The organism is Paenibacillus sp. FSL H8-0457, assembly GCF_038051935.1.
GTDB classification, from domain to species: domain Bacteria; phylum Bacillota; class Bacilli; order Paenibacillales; family Paenibacillaceae; genus Paenibacillus_AQ; species Paenibacillus_AQ lautus_A.
The window spans coordinates 4,784,208-4,803,456 of record NZ_CP150293.1; the positions used below are offsets into that span (position 1 = coordinate 4,784,208).

Consider the following 19,249-nt stretch of genomic DNA (forward strand, 5'->3'; position numbering starts at 1 on the left):
TGTATTCGAATTGCTTGCCGCTTATTGCTACGGGTTAAAGCTCATCAGCATGGATTTCACTACCAGATACCAGCCGTCCACCAAAACAAAGAGCAGAATCTTGAATGGCAGCGAGATCATGACCGGCGGCAGCATCATCATCCCCATTGCCATCAGCACGCTGGCAACCACGATATCGATGACCAGAAACGGGATGAAGATCATAAAACCCATTTGGAAACCCGTCTTCAGCTCGCTAATGGCAAATGCCGGAACTAAAACCGTTAATGGAATGTCCTCGTAGGATTCGGGTTTCTCCGCGCCTGTGTAATTCATGAACAGCAGCAGGTCCTTTTCCCTTGTGTGCGCGAACATGAACTTCTTCATCGGGTCTTGAGCCTTATCCAGCGCTTCCGCTTGAGTGATCTCCCCTTTGAGGTAGGGCTGCAGCGCGACCTCGTTCATCGAGGACAACGTGGGAGCCATAACGAACAAGGTAAGGAACAGCGCCAGGCCGATCAACACTTGGTTTGGCGGTGTTTGCTGTGTTCCGAGCGAAGTACGGACAAAGCCGAGCACGATAACAATCCTTGTAAAACTTGTCATCAGCACCAGGATCGCCGGTGCAATACTAAGAATGGTAATCAGGAGTATCAAGGACAAAGAGCTTGTCCCCGGTGCATCTCCCTCATTACCGATTTGAATATCAATGTTCGGAATCGGATCCGCGAATGCCGTATGGGAAAACAATAATCCAAACATGATGAAAATCGTGATAGCGTACGAGATCTTTTTATTCATGAATCCTTATGATCCTCCCGCAGCAATTCTTCGACCTTTTCTTTCCGGTTCGGTACGCTGCGCAGCTTGGATTCGAACACTTCATGGAAAGAAGATGTATCGTCCAACTCCATTTCTTCCGGTGGTTTGTCTTTACGGAGTTTTGCCGCCAGTTTCGTTATAAAAGGCGGCAGTGCCCCATTATGTATTCCAGAATCCTGTTCAAATGCAGCTTGGATAAGCGCAACTTCAGCCGGATCAGAAATTTTGTCCACCAACCGGACGTCTTCGCCAACTCCGATCACATAGATGCTGCCCCCAATTTCGACGAGCTGAAGGGATTTGTTAGGGCCCATACCAACCGCACCCAAAGTACGAATGGAGCGGCCCTGCATCCAGCTCTGATTCTTTCTGCCTAGAAAGCGAATCAGGAACACGATCAACGCAATGATGATGGCAAGTACGATAAAGACATAAAACAACTGTAAATAATACCCGGTAGTACTACTTGAGCCCAATCTGTCAGAAGCTGCCATCATCATAAGAAGAATCCTTATACGCCAAGCGTCTTGTTGATGGCTTCAATAACTCTGTCCGATTGGAACGGTTTAACGATGAAGTCTTTCGCTCCGGCTTGGATTGCGTCAATAACCATCGCTTGCTGACCCATGGCAGAGCACATAATTACTTTGGCATTGGCATCTACTTTTTTAATCTCTTTAAGCGCTGCGATACCATCCATTTCCGGCATCGTAATATCCATCGTAATCAGATCTGGACGAAGTTCCTTAAATTTCTCGATTGCTTGTGCACCGTCCTGTGCTTCCCCCACAACCTCGAATCCGTTCTTGACCAATATGTCACGGATCATCATTCTCATAAATGCAGCATCGTCCACGATCAGAATTCGGTTAGCCATTGATAAAAATCCTCCCTAAAATGTTTGTGCTATTGTAATTTTTGAATCCGGTCCCATTGGCTTACGATATCCGTCACACGCACACCAAAGTTCTCATCGATGACAACGACCTCGCCTTTGGCAATCAGTTTATGATTGACGAGGATGTCAACAGGCTCACCGGCCAGCTTGTCCAGCTCGATAATCGAACCTTGCGACATTTCCAGGATATCCTTAATTTGCTTTTGGGTCCTCCCTAATTCTACGGTGACTTTAAGGGGAATGTCCATCAGTAAGTTCAGATTGTTTTCATCCACCTGGGTGTAAGGTGCAGATTGCAGATTAGCGAACTGCACGGGCTGTACATTCACATTGCGATTCGGCATGCCGCCATACTGTTGCGGCTGTGTTTGGTAAGGCATCTGCGGCTGACCGTATGGCATGGATTGCTGCGGGATGGGCCCGCCATGTCCTGGCATAGGCTGACCGTAGCCTTGTCCATAATCGTAGCCTTGACCCATGTCTTGGGTTTGCGCCGGATTAACCGGTGCTTGTACCGACTCCTGGGCACTGGCCGGTGCTTCCACCGCCGGAGCAGCTTCCTGCTTCGCAGGCTGCGGTTCTTCTGTCCCGTTGATGAGCATGTGAACCATATCCTTGGAGAAATGGACGGGCAGCAACTGCATAATGGTTGAATCAATAAGTTCACCGATAATTAATCGGAAAGAAATCTTAATCAGCGTTTCATCCGGCGGCAGGTTGTTGACCCCTTCGCCGTTCGCCATGTTGAGAATGTCAATGCCTGGCGGCGATATATTGACAAACCGGTTGAAAATCGTCGACATGCTCGTTGCGGAAGACCCCATCATCTGGTTCATCGCTTCCTGAACGGCACTGATATGAATCTCATTGAGTTCCTCTTCCATGGGGTTGCCTTCCCCGCCTAACATGAGATCGGCAATGACCTGCGCGTCGCGTGTTTTAATGACCAGCGAGTTAATTCCTTCAAATCCGTCCACGTACTTAACATGTACCGCAACATGCGGCTTCGGAAATTCTTCCTCGAACTCGCTTCGCTTAATGATCGAAACTCTGGGGGTCGTGATATCCACTTTTTTGCCCAGCAAGGTGGACAGGGCGGTTGCAGCGCTGCCGAAGGTTATGTTACCGATCTCACCTAGCGCGTCCTGCTCCAGGGGTGTTAATACGTCATCGACAGTCGCCGCCGAAGGAATTGATGCTGGTGATGCCATTTCCGACTGTTTTAACAAAGCGTCGATTTCTTCCTGGGATAAATAATCTTTACTCGTCAAATTCTTCAGCTCCTTCGATGACAATTTCATCGATTTGTACAGCAACCCGGTCTTTTATCGTTCCGGGACTGCCAATAAACTTTAATTTGTCGCCGACCTTGATGGATAGTCCGTCATGCATCGGCTTGTTTAACGAAATAACGTCGCCGACGCTCAGTCCTAAGAACTCGGACACGGTAAGCTGCGAAACGCCCAGCTCGGCAACGATCGGAAGTTTGGCTTTGCTTACGCGCTGTTTAAGAGCATCCACTTCCTCCGGAACGCTCGCTTTTTTCTCCGAGATGAACCATTGATGCGCGGACAGCTTGGACATGATCGGCTCTAGCACCACATGCGGTATGCACAGGTTAATCATGCCCGTGGTATCGCCGATTTTTGTGCTAAGGGATATTAGCGCAATGGTTTCGTTCGGAGACACGATCTGCATAAATTGCGGATTCGTTTCCAAGGCTTCGAGGCGCGGGGATATATCCAGCACCGTTTTCCATGCCTCTTGGAGGCTATCGAACGCCCGGCTGAATATGCGCTCCATGATAATCGTTTCGATTTCGGTCATCGAGCTGATGGAAGACGGAGCAATGCCCGTACCTCCAAGCAATCGGTCCAGCATCGCGTAGGCAATGTTGGGATGGACCTCGAGCACCATCCGACCTACGAGCGGTTCGGCTTCAAATATATTAAGAACTGTCATTTTTGGTATGGAGCGAATAAATTCATCATACGGAAGCTGTTCAACCTGCACTACGTTGATTTGCACAAAAGTACGTAACTGCGCCGAGAAGTAGGTCGTCAAATAGCGTGCAAAGTTCTCGTGGATCCGAGTCAAGCTTCGGATATGATCCTTCGAAAAACGGAGGGCCCTCTTAAAATCGTAAGAACGGATTTTCTTTTGCGTTTCCTCTTTTTTCAGTTCTTCAGCATCCATTTCCCCTGAAGAGAGAGCGGCCAATAAGGCATCGATCTCATTCTGCGATAAAACATCAACCATCTACTCACCCCCTTACAGGTCGTCCGACGAACAGTCTAGATACCTACGATCATTACTTCTGTCATTTCGATTTGAATCAAGTGACCGGACGTTAACGACTTATTGATCAGGTTTTGCAGCTTGGCAATAAACTGTTCGCGCCCTTTGGAGTCATTCAGTAATTCGGGTTTCGTGTCGGCCAGCGTTTTGATAATAATCGGTTTGATCTTGATTTCCTTGATTTTATCGAATTCTTCCTTTGCTTTTTTATCGTTAAGCTGAAAAGCAAAGGCCATCTGGGCAACAAATTCAGGATCTGCCAGATTCGTCTTGATACCGGTTATTTCCGATGTCATCTTTACGATCTCGTCGGCCGACAACTTGGATAAAGCCGCGGCATTGGCCGAAGCCTGACTTTTCCCGTTATCGCCAAGCAGCTTGTCCGACAACAGGAAGATGGCCAGGACAATCAGCGTAATCGATAACAGGATCGTAATTAACCAGGGGAGCATCTTTTTCATGAAGGTTCCTCCAATTGCTGCACTTTAATGGTGGCTTGATGAATGCCTACCTCGTGGTGATACGCCTTAACGGAAGCGATGATTTCATTTGCACTTTCAAGCACAATCATCCGTTTTCCATTAATCAAAGTAATGTAGGTGTCAGGAGTCTCCTCAACCATTTCTATCAACAGCGCGTTAAGCCACAACTGCGAACCATTTAACCTCGTTACCGATATCATGGATAGCCTCCTTGTTTAATTAGGGAGGGGAGGGCCCCTCCCTATCCATCCTTATCGTTTCAGATTGACAACTTCTTGAAGCACTTCATCCGAAGTCGTGATAATCCGGGAGTTAGCTTGGAAGCCGCGCTGAGCGACGATCATTTCAGAAAATTCGCCTGTCAAGTCAACGTTGGACATTTCAAGTTGACCGGCAATAATCGCACCGGTTCCTTCTTCCGCGTTGTTCCCTTCAAACATGACGGCAGCCAGATCACCATCCGGAACTGCATTCAGGGTCACGCGATACATATTGCCTCCGATTTTTTCCAGGCCTTCCGGATTCGGAATTTTCGCAACGCCGATAATGGCTCCTTCTTCCGTCGTTCCGTCACTCATCTTCTGAATGATGGCGCCATTCTGCGCGATTGTGAAAGACGTAACCTCTTCGTCTAGCTGGATCGGATCACCCGCCGAATCGAGAACGAGCATACCGTCCGATGTGACCAAGTTACGCGCTACGTCGATATGAAAGTCGCCGGCACGAGTCAAGAAAGGCACTTCTTGATCCTCGCTGAGCTTCACCATGAAGAATCCGTCTCCGTCAATTCTCAGGTCCCTCGGATTATTGGTCATCATGGCGCTGCCTGGCGTATGCAAAGTATCAATCGAGCCGATGGATACGCCGAGACCGATCTGCTTCGCATTTACGCCACCGGATGGATCGTCGGTTCCCGGCGTAACGCCGGACATCGTTTGGCTGAGGATATCTTTAAACATAACTCGTCCCGCTTTAAACCCAACCGTATTTACGTTGGCAATGTTATTACCAATGACGTCAAGTTTGGTTTGGAAACCTCTCATTCCGGAAATGCCGGAATACATGGATCTTAACATCGATTTTCCTCCTTCTGTTATGGACCGCTTCTGTCGATCAGCGGCCGCCTGGCTTCCTCACGGGCCAGCCAGATTTATGAGATAATAACTGCACTATCGATTTGCGTGAACACATTGTCTTTCATCGCCTTGCCATCCATCGCCGTGACTACGGTCCGATTCGGAATATTCACGATAAGGGCCATGTCTTTCATCAGAATGAGCGATTCCTTGCTCCCCTTTGCTGCGGCTCTGTCCACCGCACTCTGGATCTGTTCCAGCTGATCACCCTTCAACTCAATGCCGCGCTGCTGTAGTCTCTTCGCCGCATGATTGCTAATTTTAAGGAGATTCTCATTTAAGAGCTCCTGGAACGTTCCGGGTGGAGGATGATGTTGAGCTTGCGCTGTTTTTCGCTCATTGTGAAGCGCTGCGGGATGTATTTTCCCGGGAAATAAATTCCCGATCATCATACGGTCACTCATGGCGAGGTTCCCCCAGGCTCTTCACCTTGTCCCCGGTCTCCGGTTTCAGGCTCTCCCGGATCCGGATTGCTTGCTTCAGGTTCGGAAGAAACGGGATCCGTTGCTCCTGGATCCTTCTCGGCCATAGCGTTCTCGATTTTCACGATCTGGTCAAGCGATACTTCATTTTCACCGACTTTTGCGTAATGGACGCCGTCGCGGACGATGATGGAATCAACAAGACCGCTTTTCATGACGGAATCCGAGCCATCCTCCGGCTTGAACATCCAGCTGATCTGTTTACCGATCAAACTTGAAGCAGCACCCAAAGACTGGCTCATTGCCGTCAATTGCGTATTGATATTCATCAACTGCTCCAGGGAAGTAAACTGGGCCATTTGGGCAATAAATTCCCGGTCCTGCATCGGCTGAAGCGGATCCTGATGCCGCAATTGCGTAATCAGAATGCTTAAGAACTGGTCCTTCCCAAGCTCTTGGCCGTTTCCGTTTTTAGTGCTGATGTTCCCTTTGGCATAATTGGGCCACATATTTTTCGTAGATACCGGATCTGTTGCCATCCAAGCTCACCTCCTCACTGTTAGGCTTTCGCGGTAAATGTTCCTGCTTGCAAGTTCTCATCGTCGGCTTGATGCTCGGCAATCCAATCGTTCAATTCTTCCGTCAAATTCGCGGCAAGAACGGCATCGTCGGAAGGCCTATCCTTCTCCTTCGAACGGTGCTGCGGCTGCTGCTGTCCTGATCCAGGCTGACGTCCATCCTGATAAAGATTGGCATTGGATGGCTGGCTGCTCTGCGTAACCTCAATTTTCTCGACTTGAAGTCCTTGGGCCAGCAATGCGCTTCGAAGCTGTGCCATTTGCTGGTCAATCAGCTCTTTAGCATCCGTCGACCGCGTCATGAACTGTGCGATCAACTGGCCGTTCTGCATCGTTAGCTTGATGTCTACTTGGCCCAGATGCTCCGGATTCAAGGAGATTCTCGCTTCGGTAAAACCGGTTTGCTTCACGATTTCGAGCTTATTAATAATGAAGGAAGTCATTTCGTTAGAGAAATTCTCGACAGGCACCGGCGGAGCTGCAGGTTTTACCGCTACTTGGGTTCCGGAACGCAGGGCCAGCTGACCGGCCGTAACCGTTCCTTGCTCCAATAGGGAATCCCCTTCATTTAAAGCGAATTCAGCTGCTGTGCCGTCAACCGGGGTACTTGTGGCCAGAGTAGACCATTTAGCGTTCGCTTGCCCCGTTGTCTCAGATGAAGCCGACTGTCCTGCAGTATTCGCTGCAATGTTAGGTTGTACCGCATCCGGCTGCTTTTGGCTTAGGATGTTGGCAAAACTGCCGCTTGCTTTATTTTCTCCAGTCCCCGTTCCTTGACCAAGCAAACTTTGGAAGGATTGGACAAGCTGTTTGACGGCTGCCTCCGTCTGGAGGTCCACCTGACCCGATTTGGACAGCATCGAAGCCAGCTGGCTGATCGTGTCCTGTACCGCAAACCGGATCGTATCCGGATGGGAAGCCAATGGGGACATGTCATTGCCGTTCGCGTTTCCTTGGGCGTGAGGAGCTGTTCCGCTTAACAGAAGGTTCGCTTGCGTCAGCCAGTTTTGCAGCTCTTGCAATAACGATGGATCCTCCTCTAAGGCCTGGTCCATGGTATCTAGCTCCTGCAGCAATCCTTGAAGCAGCTCCATCAAGCCTTCAAGCGATTCGTCGGTTTCCGCCGAATACTGCGCAAGCAGGGATTCCAGCTTGGCCGCGACTTCTGTTGAGGTTGTTGCAGCGCCGCTGCCGCTGCCGTTCATCTGGTAAGCCAGCGTCGCATCAAAGGAAACACCCGCTGTCGCTTGACCGGCTGCGCTGGTCTTTCCGCTTCCCGCGGTACTGCTGACGGAAGAAGACATACTGCTTTGTACCGTTATTGTCATCGTCTATTTCACCTCCTTTCCTGAGGATGGAGATTCATTTCAGAGCTTATTTAGAGCCCATCAGGCGATTCAATATTTTAGCTGCCAGCTCCGCGTCTTTCGAGGACATCGCATTTAAAATTCGCGAGCGCGTAGCATCGTCCACCGTATTTAGAATGGTCATCGTTTTCGCGGGGCTGATCTTGTACGTTTGCATCAGCAGGTCCGCGGCGTTGGCAGGCGTCATTCCGGCAAAAGTCTGATTCAGCTGGCTTTTATCCAGGTTCTCGGAGGTTTTCTTCTGCGCAGCCTCCGCGTCGTTCTTCTTCAGCCTGGATTGCAAAGCGGCAATGGCCAGATCTTCAGAGGTCTCCGCGTCTTTCAGCATCATGGTTGCATCCGCCGCCGTTTTCGGATCCATCTTCTGAAGGATGGCAACCCGGTTGCTGCTCTTCATTTGGCTCAGCATTAGCACCATTTCTTCCAGCGTCAGGTTCTGCATGATCGGTGCGGCTTTGCTGGGACTCATGTCCGCATAAAGCTTGGACAGCTCACGAATCTGCTTGGTGTACGCGTCTTCCTCTTCCGCCTCGCCGTCCGTGGATGTGCTTTGCATCGATTCTATTTGGGTTTCCAGCTCTTTCACCTTGTTTTCCTGCGTTGCTTTTTGCTCCGTTACTTCGTTTAACGTTTCTTCTTTCTCGGCAAGCTGCTTCTTAAGTTCCACAATCGTCGCTTCTGCGCTTTCTTCCTGCTGCTTCGCCTCTTTGAGCTTCTGCTCTTCCGGGGTCAACACCGGGTCAGGGACCCAGTTCTTAACGACCGGAATTTTATTGGCTACTTCGAGCAGCCCATCCCGGACATCGGCTCTGAAAAATACGGCGAGCGCTCCGAGCAGAACGATCGTGAATATAGCAGGTACCAAAATCAACAATATCCGTTCAAATCCACCGCCTGATTCTTCCTTATCAAGCGGCATGTCTTTTCGTGCCACACTCATTCCTCCCTCGCGGTCATACCCACCGGTGTTTGCAAACCTTAACGGGCTCTGATCGCAAAACGTACCGTCGCCATTTCGTCCAGCTCGTTTTGTTCCCGAAGGAGACTTTCATGCCGGAACTTTTCTTGGGATTTGTCTCTTGCCTTCAGCCACACTTTTTCGTCAAGCATTTTGTCGGACAATACCTTTTGTTTCTTCGTTACATTGACATGGGCGATCCGTATGTCATCCCGTTTCCGTTCAATGCATTCTTCCAGGTGCTCTGCATAGACCTGAATGTTTCGGATTTCAGAGACAGGCACGCAGCGCGATGCCGCTTCCTGCTGAGCACGGTACATTTGATCCCGCATCTCATACAACTCATTCAGACTTTTCTCTTCCGCCTGCAGCTTCCCGATGGCGCTTGACAGCATCCATTCCGCTTGCGTTTTCTCGTTGCTTTTCAGGTCTACGATTTTCTGGAATGCATAATGAAATTTCATTCTTCAAAGTCATCTCCTTGAAAACTCGGAAATCAAACGTTCCTGAACCTCATCCAATGTGGTCTTCTCATTCACTTTTTGTTTCGTAAAATCCCAAATTCGGCCGATGTATTCGATCGATTCATCGATGTCGGCATTCGAGCCCTGTTGGTAAGCTCCGATATTGATCAAATCCTCCGAATCCTTGTAGATCGCCATCAAACGCTTTACGTTCTCGGAGGCATCAATTTGTTCCTCGGGCGAGATGTCTTTCATGACCCGGCTGATGCTGGCCAGCACGTCGATCGCCGGAAAATGGCCTTTGTTCGCGATATTCCGGTTCAGGACGATGTGACCATCCAGTATCCCCCTGACCGCATCCGCGATCGGTTCGTTCATGTCGTCGCCGTCTACCAGCACCGTGTAAAAAGCGGTGATCGAACCCGTTGGTCCCGTACCTGCGCGTTCCAGAAGCTTCGGCAGACTGGCAAATACCGACGGAGTGTAACCGCGCATCGCCGGCGGTTCCCCTACGGCAAGCCCGACTTCGCGCTGTGCCATCGCATAACGGGTAACCGAATCCATCATCAGCATCACGTTCAGGCCGCGATCCCTGAAATATTCGGCGATCGTGGTGGCGATCAAGGCTCCCTTAATGCGGATGAGCGCCGGTTGATCCGAGGTGGCCACGATCACAACGGACCGTTTCAACCCTTCGGGACCCAGGTCCCGCTCGATGAAATCAAGCACCTCTCGTCCACGTTCACCGATCAAGGCAATGACATTGACATCGGCTGAGGTGTTACGTGCGATCATCCCCATCAGGGTACTCTTCCCGACGCCAGAGCCGGCGAATATGCCGACACGTTGGCCTTTGCCGATGGAGAGCAATCCGTCAATCGCCCGGACGCCGATGCTGATCGGCTCCTGAACCCTGGGCCGATTAAGCGGGTTCTGCGGAACGTTATGGGTGGAATAATGCGGCATGCGTGCCGGAATAATGGATCCGTCGAGCGGTTGTCCCAATCCGTCCAGTACTTTGCCAAGCAGCTCCGAACCGACCTGAACGCTCAACGGTTTGCCTGTGCCCACTACATCGCAGCCCGGGCCAATGGAGTGCAGCTCGCCGAGAGGCATCAGCAGCACTTTATTATCTCTGAAACCCACGACCTCCGCCTTGAGCGGCTTGGATTGCTTCGTGGGATAGATGTAGCATACGTCGCCGATACTGGCATCCGGCCCTTCGGACTCCACCATCAATCCGATGACCTGCGTAACCTTGCCGTTGATGCGGACGGGATCCAGATGTTTCAGATGGTCCATGTACCGGGCGCTATTCAGCTTCTTCATCTTGATTTCTCCGTTCCTCGACATCAAGGGCGATCCGTACGAGTTCTTTTTTGATCTCGGCCAGCTGTGTATCGATGCGTGCGTCCACGCTTCCGAAGGAAGACCGGATGACGCAACCGCGATCCTTAACCGTGGAGTCCGGCAAAATTTGAAGCTCCGCCTGGGAGTCGATCGATAATCCGAGCTCTTCCCGCGCGGCGTATACGAATTCGAACTGATCGGGAGCTACGCAGAGGGAAATGATTCCTTTTTCCCGCTTGCGCGCCAGGTTCTTTCGAATCAGCTCCAGCGTGAATTCCGGTTCAATCGTAAGCTGACGATCCAGCACTTTCTCCGCAATGTTGCAGCTGAGTTCCACCAAAAACGGCTCCGCTTCCTGGATCAGATCTTCCTTGGCTTGGTGCGCGAGCTGAAGCAGCTCGCTCGCTTGCACCGTCGCCTGCTCCATCAGTTCCTTCATCTCAAGCTCCGCCTTGGCAGAGCCCTCCGCATATCCTTGATTAAAACCTTCCATTTTCAGCGTTTCGGACAAGTCCTCATCCTGAAGCCTTCTTTCGGTCCACCAAGCCTCAATCTGCTCCTGCGCTTCGGTCAACAGACGCTGCGCCTCTTCCGAGGCCTCCCGGATTTGCCTTTCGGCAAACTCCTGAGCGTCTTCCAGCATTTCATGCTTCAAACGTTCGGCTTCAGCAAGCGTTTGTACAGCGGCCGGCTCGGCCGTCGGCGGTGCAGGCTCCTCCACCGTTTCCTCGGTTGGCGAAGCGTAACGACGAGCAAGATCCAACTCTTTCAACACATCCATCGGTTTATAGTGGGACGATTTGATCAAGTTAGACAATGATGTCATCTCCTCCGCCGCGGGCAATAATAACCTCGCCCGCTTCTTCGAGTCTCCGGATCGTGCTTACGATCCGAGTCTGGGCTTCCTCCACGTCACGCAGCCGCACCGGTCCCATATATTCCATTTCTTCGCGGAAGGTTTCGGCCATCCGCTTGGACATATTGCGGAAAATAACGTCCCGCACCTCTTCGCTTGCCACCTTGAGCGCAAGCTGCAGGTCCGCATTCTCGACATCGCGGATGATGCGCTGTATCGAACGGTTGTCCACGTTGACGATGTCTTCGAATACAAACATCCGCTTCTTGATTTCTTCAGCAAGCTCGGGATCCTGGATCTCCAGGGAGTCGAGGATCGTCCGTTCCGTTCCGCGGTCCACGCCGTTCAGTATTTGAACGATCGACTCGATGCCGCCCGCACTGGTGTAATCCTGCGTCACCGTAGCCGACAGCTTCTGTTCCAGCACGCGCTCCACCTGAGCGATGACTTCCGGCGAAGTGCTGTCCATGACTGCAACCCTGCGCGCAACTTCCGCCTGCTTCTCCTGCGGGAGCGAAGAGAGGATCGCGGATGCCTGCTCGTATTGAAGATAAGACAAGACGAGGGCGATGGTTTGCGCATTCTCATTCTGGATAAAGTTCAGGATTTGGCTCGGGTCCGCTTTACGGGCGAAGTCAAACGGCCTTACTTGAAGCGTTGCCGTCAGCCTGTTGATCACTTCCATCGCTTTTTGCTGTCCAAGCGCCTTCTCCAAAATTTCCTTCGCGTAATTGATACCGCCCTGCGAGATGTATTCCTGGGCCAGGCAAATTTGATGGAACTCCTGAATAATGCTATCTTTCTCGACGCTGTCGACTTTGCGAACGTTCGCAATCTCGAGCGTTAATTGTTCAATTTCTTCATCTCGAAGATGCTTAAATATTTGAGCAGACACTTCCGGGCCAAGTGTAATGAGCAGTATAGCCGCTTTTTGACGTCCGCTTAACATTTGGTTATTTCCCTTAGCCAATGCTTCCACCTCTATTCCTCAGCTAGCCATGTGCGAAGTAAATTCACGAATTCATCTGGCTTCTTCTTCGCCAAGGTTTCGAGCTGCTTACGAACCTGGCTTTCATTGGTTATACTTTCGAGATTAATCGACGGGAATTCCGTAACAGGCGGAAGCTGGATATCCTCTTCAAGCTCCTCCTGCTGCTGTCTGCGTCTGCGGATGAAGAAATAGGTTCCTCCCGCAATCAATGCCAACGCAGCGATACCGATTCCCCATAATACAGGCTGTGAAAATACGGATTTCGGATTTTCATCCGCATTTACATTAAATACCTGCGAAATAACCGAAACTTTTTTGGACAAATCAGCGTCTGTATAAGTAGAGTCTGAATCCGAAAGCGATGCTCTTACAATATTGACCAGGATGTTCTGAATAGCCGTTCTTGTGGCATCATCCAAAGTTTGTTGCCCGGCAGGTGGTTCAACCGAGACATTAATGGTTAAATCTTTAACAGTATATGGACTTGCAATGATATCCTTCGTAATCCGGTTAACCTCATAGTTAACGGTTTTGGAGAGCTCTTCCGAATTCGTTTCTCCGCTTCCAGAATCGCTTGGATATCCCGGAACGGCCTCTTCGCCTACGCCGGCCACGCCGCCTGTAGGACTGCCGGTTCCCGAATAGTTCTTCTGGATCTCCTGAACGCTGAGCTCAATCCCCTTCATTTCTTCTTCATCCACAGGGGTTACGATGTTTTCCTTGCTTTGCACCTGATCAAAGTTCAGTTTGGAAGCTACAAGAACATTGACTTTATTCGAACCCATGTACTGCGAGAGGAATTGCTGGACATTTTGTCTTACGTCGTTTTCGAATTTTTTCTGGAGCGCGAAATTTTCTTCCACCTTGCCGATCAATCCGCCTTGACCGCCTTTAGCTGTTGCGAGCAGCTCGACTTCGTCATTGGTGATCGTAATGTTCTCGATCGGCAAATTGGGAATGGCCGTTTTCACGAGGTTGTAGTACCCGTCTATGACTTCCTGATTAGGACGATAGCCCGGTTTAAACTGTACAACCACGGAAGCGCTGGCCTGATCCTCGTTTCCGTTTTTCGCGAACACACTTTCTTTTGGCAGGTTCAACAATACCGTTGCGTCCTGAACGCCCTGCATCTTCTCCAGCAGCCGTTCGACTTCGCCATTCAGTGCATTTACATATTTCACTTCGAATTCGTTATCCGTCATCCCGATGGCTGACGCATTCTTCTCGAAGGTTTCGAATCCGATCGTGCCATTCTGCACCAGTCCCTGTGATCCTACATCGATCTGGACTTTAGCTGCGCTTGTGCTCGGAACCAGAATGCTTCTGCCGTCCTCGCTCAGCTTGTAGGAAATCCCCTGGGTCTCCAGGTGGCTGATGATGCCTGCGGCGTCGCTGGAATTCAGATCCCGGAACGCTACTTCATACTTCGTCTTAGAGAACTGCATCGTTAGTACGACTAGAGCAATTAGAACAAATGCTACGGTAGCGATTAACATTATTTTTTGTTTGTTACTGAATTGGTTCCAATACTGGGTCATTCTCTCCCGATATTGGGTAATTCTCTCGTTCACATTGTCACCCCATCCGAAACTTTGCTAGAAACATTTAGATTTGCGTGCGCATGATCTCTTGATAGGCTTCTACCACTTTGTTTCGGACCTGTGTCGTGAGCTGAATGCTCAACAGAGCCTGTTGGGCGGATATCATCGCCTGATCTACGTTTACTTGTCCAATCATTAATTTATCGCTCATCACGTGCGCGTTCTGTTCCTGCGCGGCCACGGAGTTCAGTGCTTCATTCAGGTAAGAGCCAAAATCTCGAATCGATTCGGAAGGAGTCGCACCATTTTTCACTTGCTCCTGCATTTGCAGCGGCTGTACACCCTGAACACTGAACATTGCATTCTGAATCATCTCTCTCTCCTCCTACTATGCTGGTCTATGTATATATCCTCGTATTATCTTCCGATCTCCAAAGCCTTCATGATCATCGCTTTCGAAGCGTTTATCGCCGTAACGTTAGCCTCGTATGAACGGGTAGCTGCAAGCATATCCACCATTTCCTTCGTAATATCGACGTTAGGCATAAAGACATAGCCTTCCGCATTCGCATCCGGATGTGTGGGGTTATATACCTGCTTCAACGGGGATTGATCTTCCCGCACCTGCGCAACCTTGACCCCTTGCCCTGCATTTTGACCGTTCATCTGGGCTCTGAGAAGCCCTTCGAAGGATTCCTGCTGCGGCTGAAACACAACCGTTTTTCGACGATACGGAACGGCTTGTCCATTCTCGATTCGCGCGCGCGTGGTTTCCGCATTGGCTATGTTGGAGGAGATAACATCCATTCGAAGCCGTTGTGCCGTTAGAGCTGATGCATTAATTCCGAAGCTATTGCTAATATTCATGAATCCCTATCTCCCTTCAATAGCTGTACGCATCATTCGAATCTGCTCATTTACAGCTTGTATGTACGAATTATAACGAAGCTGATTCTCTGCAAGCAGCGACATTTCTCTGTCTGCATCGACATTATTCTGGTTGTTATTCATGGAACTGCTGCCGTCCTTTATGACCGAAGCATCCGGGATTGACCCGGTTGGACCGATGACAAAATGCCTGGGATCCGTTCTTCTGCCCTGAAGCGACAACTGGGCTCCATCCATTTCTTTCTTCAGAAGACTTTCAAAGGATACTTCGGATCTCTTAAAATGAGGTGTATCCACGTTCGCGATGTTGTTTGCAATCACGTTGTTCCTGAGATTCGCTGCATCCAAACCGCTTTGAAGCCGTTGAAAAGAACTATTATTCAACAGATTCACTAGCTCATTCCTCCTGACTGGATTTGCCGAAAGGTATTCCACTCTTCCTAGCTAAACCCTCTTTTTTCGACAAATAATATAATCCGTACGAACTAACCTAGGTCTTAAGTAGAAAAAGACAACATGATGTCACATAAACTAAGTTTCTTAAAGATTGGGACTTTTTACAATAAGAAAAAAGCCCTATCTTTTACCAAAAAGAAGGGCTTTGTGTTCATTTTTATCCGATTTTTTTCTATATTATTGCAAATCGTACCACTAAATCTGTAAATTTTAAGTGAATTTACCCGCTAGGTAGGTCCTGTTCCCATCCTGAATATTCACAAAAAATTGCGAAATCCGTCCCGATCCCTTCCAACATGCGAAAGCGCTTCGACATCCTGCAAGAAAGGCCGGGATGAATATCGACAATTATCTCCTTTTTGCATACCCGGCAGATAGACCTATACGAATGCAACTACAGAATATACTGGCTCAGGTCCCGATCCTGGGCGATGCCGGCAAGTTTCTCCCGGACATACTGCGGGGTGATCACCATCCGGTCCAGCGTTAATTCAGGTGCTTCAAACGACAGATCCTCCAGCAGCTTCTCCAATATCGTATGGAGCCTCCGTGCGCCGATATTCTCCGTGTTCTGGTTCACCGAGGCCGCGATTTGGGCAATCTCTCGTATCGCTTCCGGCGAAAACTCGATTTCCAGGTCTTCGGTACGAAGCAGATTGACGTATTGTTTGGTCAATGCGTTTTTCGGCTCGGTCAAAATGGACACAAAATCGTCGAGCGACAAACTGTTCAGCTCTACCCGAATCGGAAAACGACCCTGAAGCTCGGGAATCAAATCCGACGGCTTCGCGATATGGAATGCGCCAGCAGCAATAAACAGGACAAAGTCCGTTTTTACCGGCCCGTATTTCGTCATGATCGTGGAGCCTTCCACGATAGGCAGAATGTCGCGCTGCACACCTTCCCTGGACACATCAGGACCCGATTGACGGCCCTGGCTGGCAACCTTGTCGATTTCGTCGATGAAAATAATTCCGGATTGCTCGGCCCGGCGTATGGACTCCTGGATGACATCATCCATATCAATGAGCTTGCCTGCTTCTTCCTGCGTAAGCACTTTTCTGGCTTCCTTGACGGACAGCTTGCGGCGCTTCGTACGCTTCGGCATCAGGTTGCCAAACATTTCCTGCATATTCATGCCCATCTGATCGTTGCCCTGTCCGGCAAACATGTCGAACATATTCGGTGCGGCATCCTCCACATCGATCTCAATCGTTTCGTCTTCAAGCTTGCCGGACAGCAGGTTAAAGCGCACCTGTCTCCGTTTCTCTTTAAGACTAACGTCCTTATCGTCCGCATCTTCCTCTTCAGCCTGGGTTTCGTTGTTTCCACCGCCAAATAGCATCTCAAAAGGGTTACGCTGGCTCTTCTGGCCTTTGGTTGAAGGCGCCAACAGCTGAACGATTCGCTCGTTCGCCATTTCCTCGGCTTTGTCCTTAACCTTCTCCGTACGTTCCAGCTTCACCATCCGGATCGCGGTTTCTACCAGATCCCGCACCATGGACTCCACATCACGACCGACATAACCAACCTCGGTAAACTTCGTTGCCTCGACCTTGACGAACGGTGCATGGACCAGCTTGGCAAGCCTTCTCGCAATTTCCGTTTTGCCGACGCCGGTAGGACCGATCATCAGAATGTTCTTCGGTACGATTTCGTCCCGCTCGTCATCGGTCAGCAGACTCCGGCGATAACGGTTCCGAAGTGCGACAGCGACCGATTTTTTAGCGTCCTTCTGGCCTACGATGTATTTATCCAGCTCGGATACAATCTGTCTAGGCGTCATCGATTCTTTACTCATCGCGAATACCTCCACCCCTGATATGGCTATATGTTGCTGCATGGCCTCTTACAGCTCTTCAACAATAATGTTGCTGTTGGTGTAGACACACACCTCAGAAGCGATCTGAAGGGCTTCTCTGGCGATGTCTTTTGCTTCCATATGCCCTGCATGGCGTTTAAGCGCACGTCCGGCAGACAAGGCAAAATTGCCGCCTGACCCGATGGCCAGCACATCATCATCAGGCTCGATGATTTCGCCGCCGCCGGAAATCAGCAGCATCCCCGTTTTGTCCATAACAATCATCAAGGCTTCAAGTTTGCGGAGCACCCGGTCTTGACGCCAGTCCTTCGCAAGCTCGACAGCGGCCCGCTGCAGGTTTCCATGGTGCTCCTCCAGCTTGCCTTCGAATTTCTCAAACAACGTGATCGCATCCGCCACAGAACCGGCAAAACCGGCGACAACTTGTCCCCGGTAAAGACGGCGCACTTTCTTGGCGGTCTGCTTCATGACTACACTTTCACCGAATGTGACTTGGCCATCGCCGGCTATAGCAGCCGTGCCATTGTGCCGCACTGCGCAAATCGTCGTGGCGTGAAAAGTCATTTCCATGATGGCAAGACCTCCCTAAGAAAATAAGATTAGATTGTATTTAGTTCATGCTCGCTGATAAATACGCGGACCCCGTCAAGAGCACGGTTCGCAAGCGCTTCGTTCTTTTCCTTTTTGTTGCGAATCCGCTTCTCTAGGCCCGGAAGAAGACCGAAGTTCGCGTTCATTGGCTGGAAATTATCGGGATCCGCATGGGTTATGTAATAAGCCATGCTCCCGATGGTCGATTCCTGAGGGAATACGATCCCCTCACGCCCCTGAGCCGCCCTTGCCGCATTAATGCCAGCAATCAATCCGGACGCCGCCGATTCAACATACCCTTCGACGCCGGTCATTTGTCCCGCCAGGTACAAATTCGGCCGTGTTTTCACCTGATAGGTTTGTTCCAGCAATTTCGGCGAATTGACAAACGTATTGCGGTGCATGACGCCGTAACGCACAATTTCGGCGTTCTCGAGTCCCGGAATCATGGAAATGATCCGCTTCTGTTCGCCCCATTTCAAGTGAGTCTGGAAACCGACAAGATTATAGAGGGTTCCTGCCGCATTATCCTGACGGAGCTGCACCACAGCATGCGGCAGCTTGCCTGTATGCGGGTTCACCAATCCAACAGGCTTCATCGGACCGAACAAGGCGGTTTGTTTACCGCGCTTCATCATAACCTCGATCGGCATGCAGCCCTCGAAATAAATCTCCTTCTCAAACTCTTTCAATTGAGCGACTTCAGCATTAATCAGAGCGTCATAGAAGGCGTCAAACTCTTCTTCCGTCATAGGACAATTCAGATAGGCCGCTTCGCCTTTATCGTAACGGGATGCCAGATAGACCTTGCTCATATCGATGGAATCCTTCTCCACGATCGGAGCAGCCGCATCGTAAAAATAGAAATAGTCTTCGCCCATCAACTCGCGGATTTGCGACGACAATGCCGGCGAAGTCAGCGGTCCCGTAGCAATAACAACGATGCCTTCTTCAGGTATATGCTGAATTTCTTCATTTACGACCTCGATTAACGGATGCTGATGCAAGGTTTCCGTAATCTCTCCGGAGAAGCCGTCGCGGTCGACGGCCAATGCGCCGCCAGCCGGGACGGAATTGCGGTCAGCCGATCCGATGACGAGGGAATTCAGCATCCGCATCTCTTCCTTCAATACGCCGACCGCATTGGTTAATCCGTTCGCCCGAAGCGAATTACTGCATACAAGCTCGGCGAACTTGTCCGTATGATGAGCCGGCGTCTTTACGACCGGCCGCATCTCGTATAGTGTAACGGGTACGCCTCGGCTGGCGATCTGCCAGGCAGCTTCACTGCCAGCAAGTCCTGCCCCGATAACCGTAACCCTCTGTGAATCTGTCAACGTCATTACCCCC

The 19,249-nt window shown here is 50.3% G+C and carries 23 protein-coding genes; all 23 read right to left on the reverse strand.

Annotation, left to right across the window (positions count from 1 at the left end):
* Positions 1 to 27: 27 nt before the first annotated feature.
* The 23 genes from fliP to trmFO all read right to left on the reverse strand — a co-directional run bounded on the left by fliP (position 28) and on the right by trmFO (position 19,236).
* Positions 28 to 780: a flagellar type III secretion system pore protein FliP gene (fliP, locus tag MHI43_RS21205; RefSeq protein WP_009594726.1), complete on the reverse strand. Its 753-nt coding sequence runs from the start codon at positions 778 to 780 to the stop codon at positions 28 to 30.
* Positions 777 to 1,301 carry a flagellar biosynthetic protein FliO gene (locus MHI43_RS21210; RefSeq protein WP_015736321.1) on the reverse strand — a complete coding sequence of 175 codons (525 nt, stop codon included), beginning with the start codon at positions 1,299 to 1,301 and terminating at the stop codon, positions 777 to 779. Before MHI43_RS21210 ends, fliP begins: the two co-directional genes overlap by 4 nt.
* Positions 1,302 to 1,312: 11 nt before the next feature.
* Positions 1,313 to 1,678 carry a response regulator gene (locus MHI43_RS21215; RefSeq protein ID WP_006211317.1) on the reverse strand — a complete coding sequence of 122 codons (366 nt, stop codon included), beginning with the start codon at positions 1,676 to 1,678 and terminating at the stop codon, positions 1,313 to 1,315.
* Between the two features lie 29 nt (positions 1,679 to 1,707).
* Entirely contained in the window at positions 1,708 to 2,970 is a 1,263-nt protein-coding gene (gene fliY, locus MHI43_RS21220; protein ID WP_015736322.1) for a flagellar motor switch phosphatase FliY, read from the reverse strand.
* Positions 2,960 to 3,958, reverse strand: a complete 999-nt coding sequence (gene fliM, locus MHI43_RS21225; protein ID WP_009594751.1) for a flagellar motor switch protein FliM — start codon at positions 3,956 to 3,958, stop codon at positions 2,960 to 2,962. The genes fliY and fliM overlap by 11 nt, the downstream gene beginning before the upstream one ends.
* A gap of 35 nt (positions 3,959 to 3,993) precedes the next feature.
* On the reverse strand, positions 3,994 to 4,458 hold the full coding sequence (locus MHI43_RS21230) for a flagellar basal body-associated FliL family protein (RefSeq protein WP_009594755.1): 465 nt from the start codon (positions 4,456 to 4,458) through the stop codon (positions 3,994 to 3,996).
* Positions 4,455 to 4,679, reverse strand: coding sequence for a flagellar FlbD family protein (locus MHI43_RS21235; protein ID WP_009594749.1), 225 nt, complete (start codon positions 4,677 to 4,679; stop codon positions 4,455 to 4,457). The genes MHI43_RS21230 and MHI43_RS21235 overlap by 4 nt, the downstream gene beginning before the upstream one ends.
* Positions 4,680 to 4,730: 51 nt before the next feature.
* Positions 4,731 to 5,555 (reverse strand): flagellar basal body rod protein FlgG, encoded by an 825-nt coding sequence (gene flgG, locus MHI43_RS21240; protein WP_015736323.1) that lies wholly within the window; start codon positions 5,553 to 5,555, stop codon positions 4,731 to 4,733.
* Between the two features lie 74 nt (positions 5,556 to 5,629).
* The gene (locus MHI43_RS21245; RefSeq protein ID WP_015736324.1) at positions 5,630 to 6,019 is read right to left on the reverse strand and encodes a TIGR02530 family flagellar biosynthesis protein; all 390 of its coding nucleotides are present in this window, start codon (positions 6,017 to 6,019) and stop codon (positions 5,630 to 5,632) included.
* A complete protein-coding gene (locus MHI43_RS21250; protein ID WP_015736325.1) occupies positions 6,016 to 6,576 on the reverse strand; it encodes a flagellar hook capping FlgD N-terminal domain-containing protein in 561 nt (186 codons plus the stop codon). Before MHI43_RS21250 ends, MHI43_RS21245 begins: the two co-directional genes overlap by 4 nt.
* Positions 6,577 to 6,596: 20 nt before the next feature.
* Positions 6,597 to 7,943: a flagellar hook-length control protein FliK gene (locus tag MHI43_RS21255; RefSeq protein WP_015736326.1), complete on the reverse strand. Its 1,347-nt coding sequence runs from the start codon at positions 7,941 to 7,943 to the stop codon at positions 6,597 to 6,599.
* Positions 7,944 to 7,989: 46 nt separating this feature from the next.
* On the reverse strand, positions 7,990 to 8,916 hold the full coding sequence (locus MHI43_RS21260; protein ID WP_036659215.1) for a kinesin: 927 nt from the start codon (positions 8,914 to 8,916) through the stop codon (positions 7,990 to 7,992).
* Between the two features lie 44 nt (positions 8,917 to 8,960).
* Positions 8,961 to 9,404: a flagellar export protein FliJ gene (gene fliJ, locus MHI43_RS21265; RefSeq protein ID WP_015736328.1), complete on the reverse strand. Its 444-nt coding sequence runs from the start codon at positions 9,402 to 9,404 to the stop codon at positions 8,961 to 8,963.
* Positions 9,405 to 9,413: 9 nt separating this feature from the next.
* Positions 9,414 to 10,733: a flagellar protein export ATPase FliI gene (fliI, locus tag MHI43_RS21270; RefSeq protein ID WP_009594717.1), complete on the reverse strand. Its 1,320-nt coding sequence runs from the start codon at positions 10,731 to 10,733 to the stop codon at positions 9,414 to 9,416.
* Positions 10,717 to 11,571, reverse strand: a complete 855-nt coding sequence (locus MHI43_RS21275) for a FliH/SctL family protein (RefSeq protein ID WP_036659213.1) — start codon at positions 11,569 to 11,571, stop codon at positions 10,717 to 10,719. The genes fliI and MHI43_RS21275 overlap by 17 nt, the downstream gene beginning before the upstream one ends.
* Positions 11,564 to 12,580: a flagellar motor switch protein FliG gene (fliG, locus tag MHI43_RS21280; RefSeq protein ID WP_015736330.1), complete on the reverse strand. Its 1,017-nt coding sequence runs from the start codon at positions 12,578 to 12,580 to the stop codon at positions 11,564 to 11,566. The genes MHI43_RS21275 and fliG overlap by 8 nt, the downstream gene beginning before the upstream one ends.
* Positions 12,581 to 12,591: 11 nt before the next feature.
* Complete coding sequence (gene fliF / locus MHI43_RS21285) at positions 12,592 to 14,172, reverse strand: flagellar basal-body MS-ring/collar protein FliF (RefSeq protein WP_009594716.1); 1,581 nt, start codon at positions 14,170 to 14,172, stop codon at positions 12,592 to 12,594.
* 34 nt (positions 14,173 to 14,206) lie between these two features.
* Complete coding sequence (fliE, locus tag MHI43_RS21290; protein WP_009594713.1) at positions 14,207 to 14,515, reverse strand: flagellar hook-basal body complex protein FliE; 309 nt, start codon at positions 14,513 to 14,515, stop codon at positions 14,207 to 14,209.
* Between the two features lie 44 nt (positions 14,516 to 14,559).
* Positions 14,560 to 15,009, reverse strand: coding sequence for a flagellar basal body rod protein FlgC (gene flgC / locus MHI43_RS21295; protein WP_009594707.1), 450 nt, complete (start codon positions 15,007 to 15,009; stop codon positions 14,560 to 14,562).
* A gap of 6 nt (positions 15,010 to 15,015) precedes the next feature.
* Complete coding sequence (gene flgB / locus MHI43_RS21300; RefSeq protein WP_015736331.1) at positions 15,016 to 15,423, reverse strand: flagellar basal body rod protein FlgB; 408 nt, start codon at positions 15,421 to 15,423, stop codon at positions 15,016 to 15,018.
* A gap of 457 nt (positions 15,424 to 15,880) precedes the next feature.
* Positions 15,881 to 17,287 carry an ATP-dependent protease ATPase subunit HslU gene (gene hslU / locus MHI43_RS21305; RefSeq protein ID WP_036659211.1) on the reverse strand — a complete coding sequence of 469 codons (1,407 nt, stop codon included), beginning with the start codon at positions 17,285 to 17,287 and terminating at the stop codon, positions 15,881 to 15,883.
* A 48-nt stretch (positions 17,288 to 17,335) separates the two neighbouring features.
* Complete coding sequence (gene hslV / locus MHI43_RS21310; RefSeq protein ID WP_006211334.1) at positions 17,336 to 17,878, reverse strand: ATP-dependent protease subunit HslV; 543 nt, start codon at positions 17,876 to 17,878, stop codon at positions 17,336 to 17,338.
* 29 nt (positions 17,879 to 17,907) lie between these two features.
* Positions 17,908 to 19,236, reverse strand: coding sequence for an FADH(2)-oxidizing methylenetetrahydrofolate--tRNA-(uracil(54)-C(5))-methyltransferase TrmFO (trmFO, locus tag MHI43_RS21315; RefSeq protein ID WP_036659209.1), 1,329 nt, complete (start codon positions 19,234 to 19,236; stop codon positions 17,908 to 17,910).
* Positions 19,237 to 19,249: the final 13 nt, after the last annotated feature.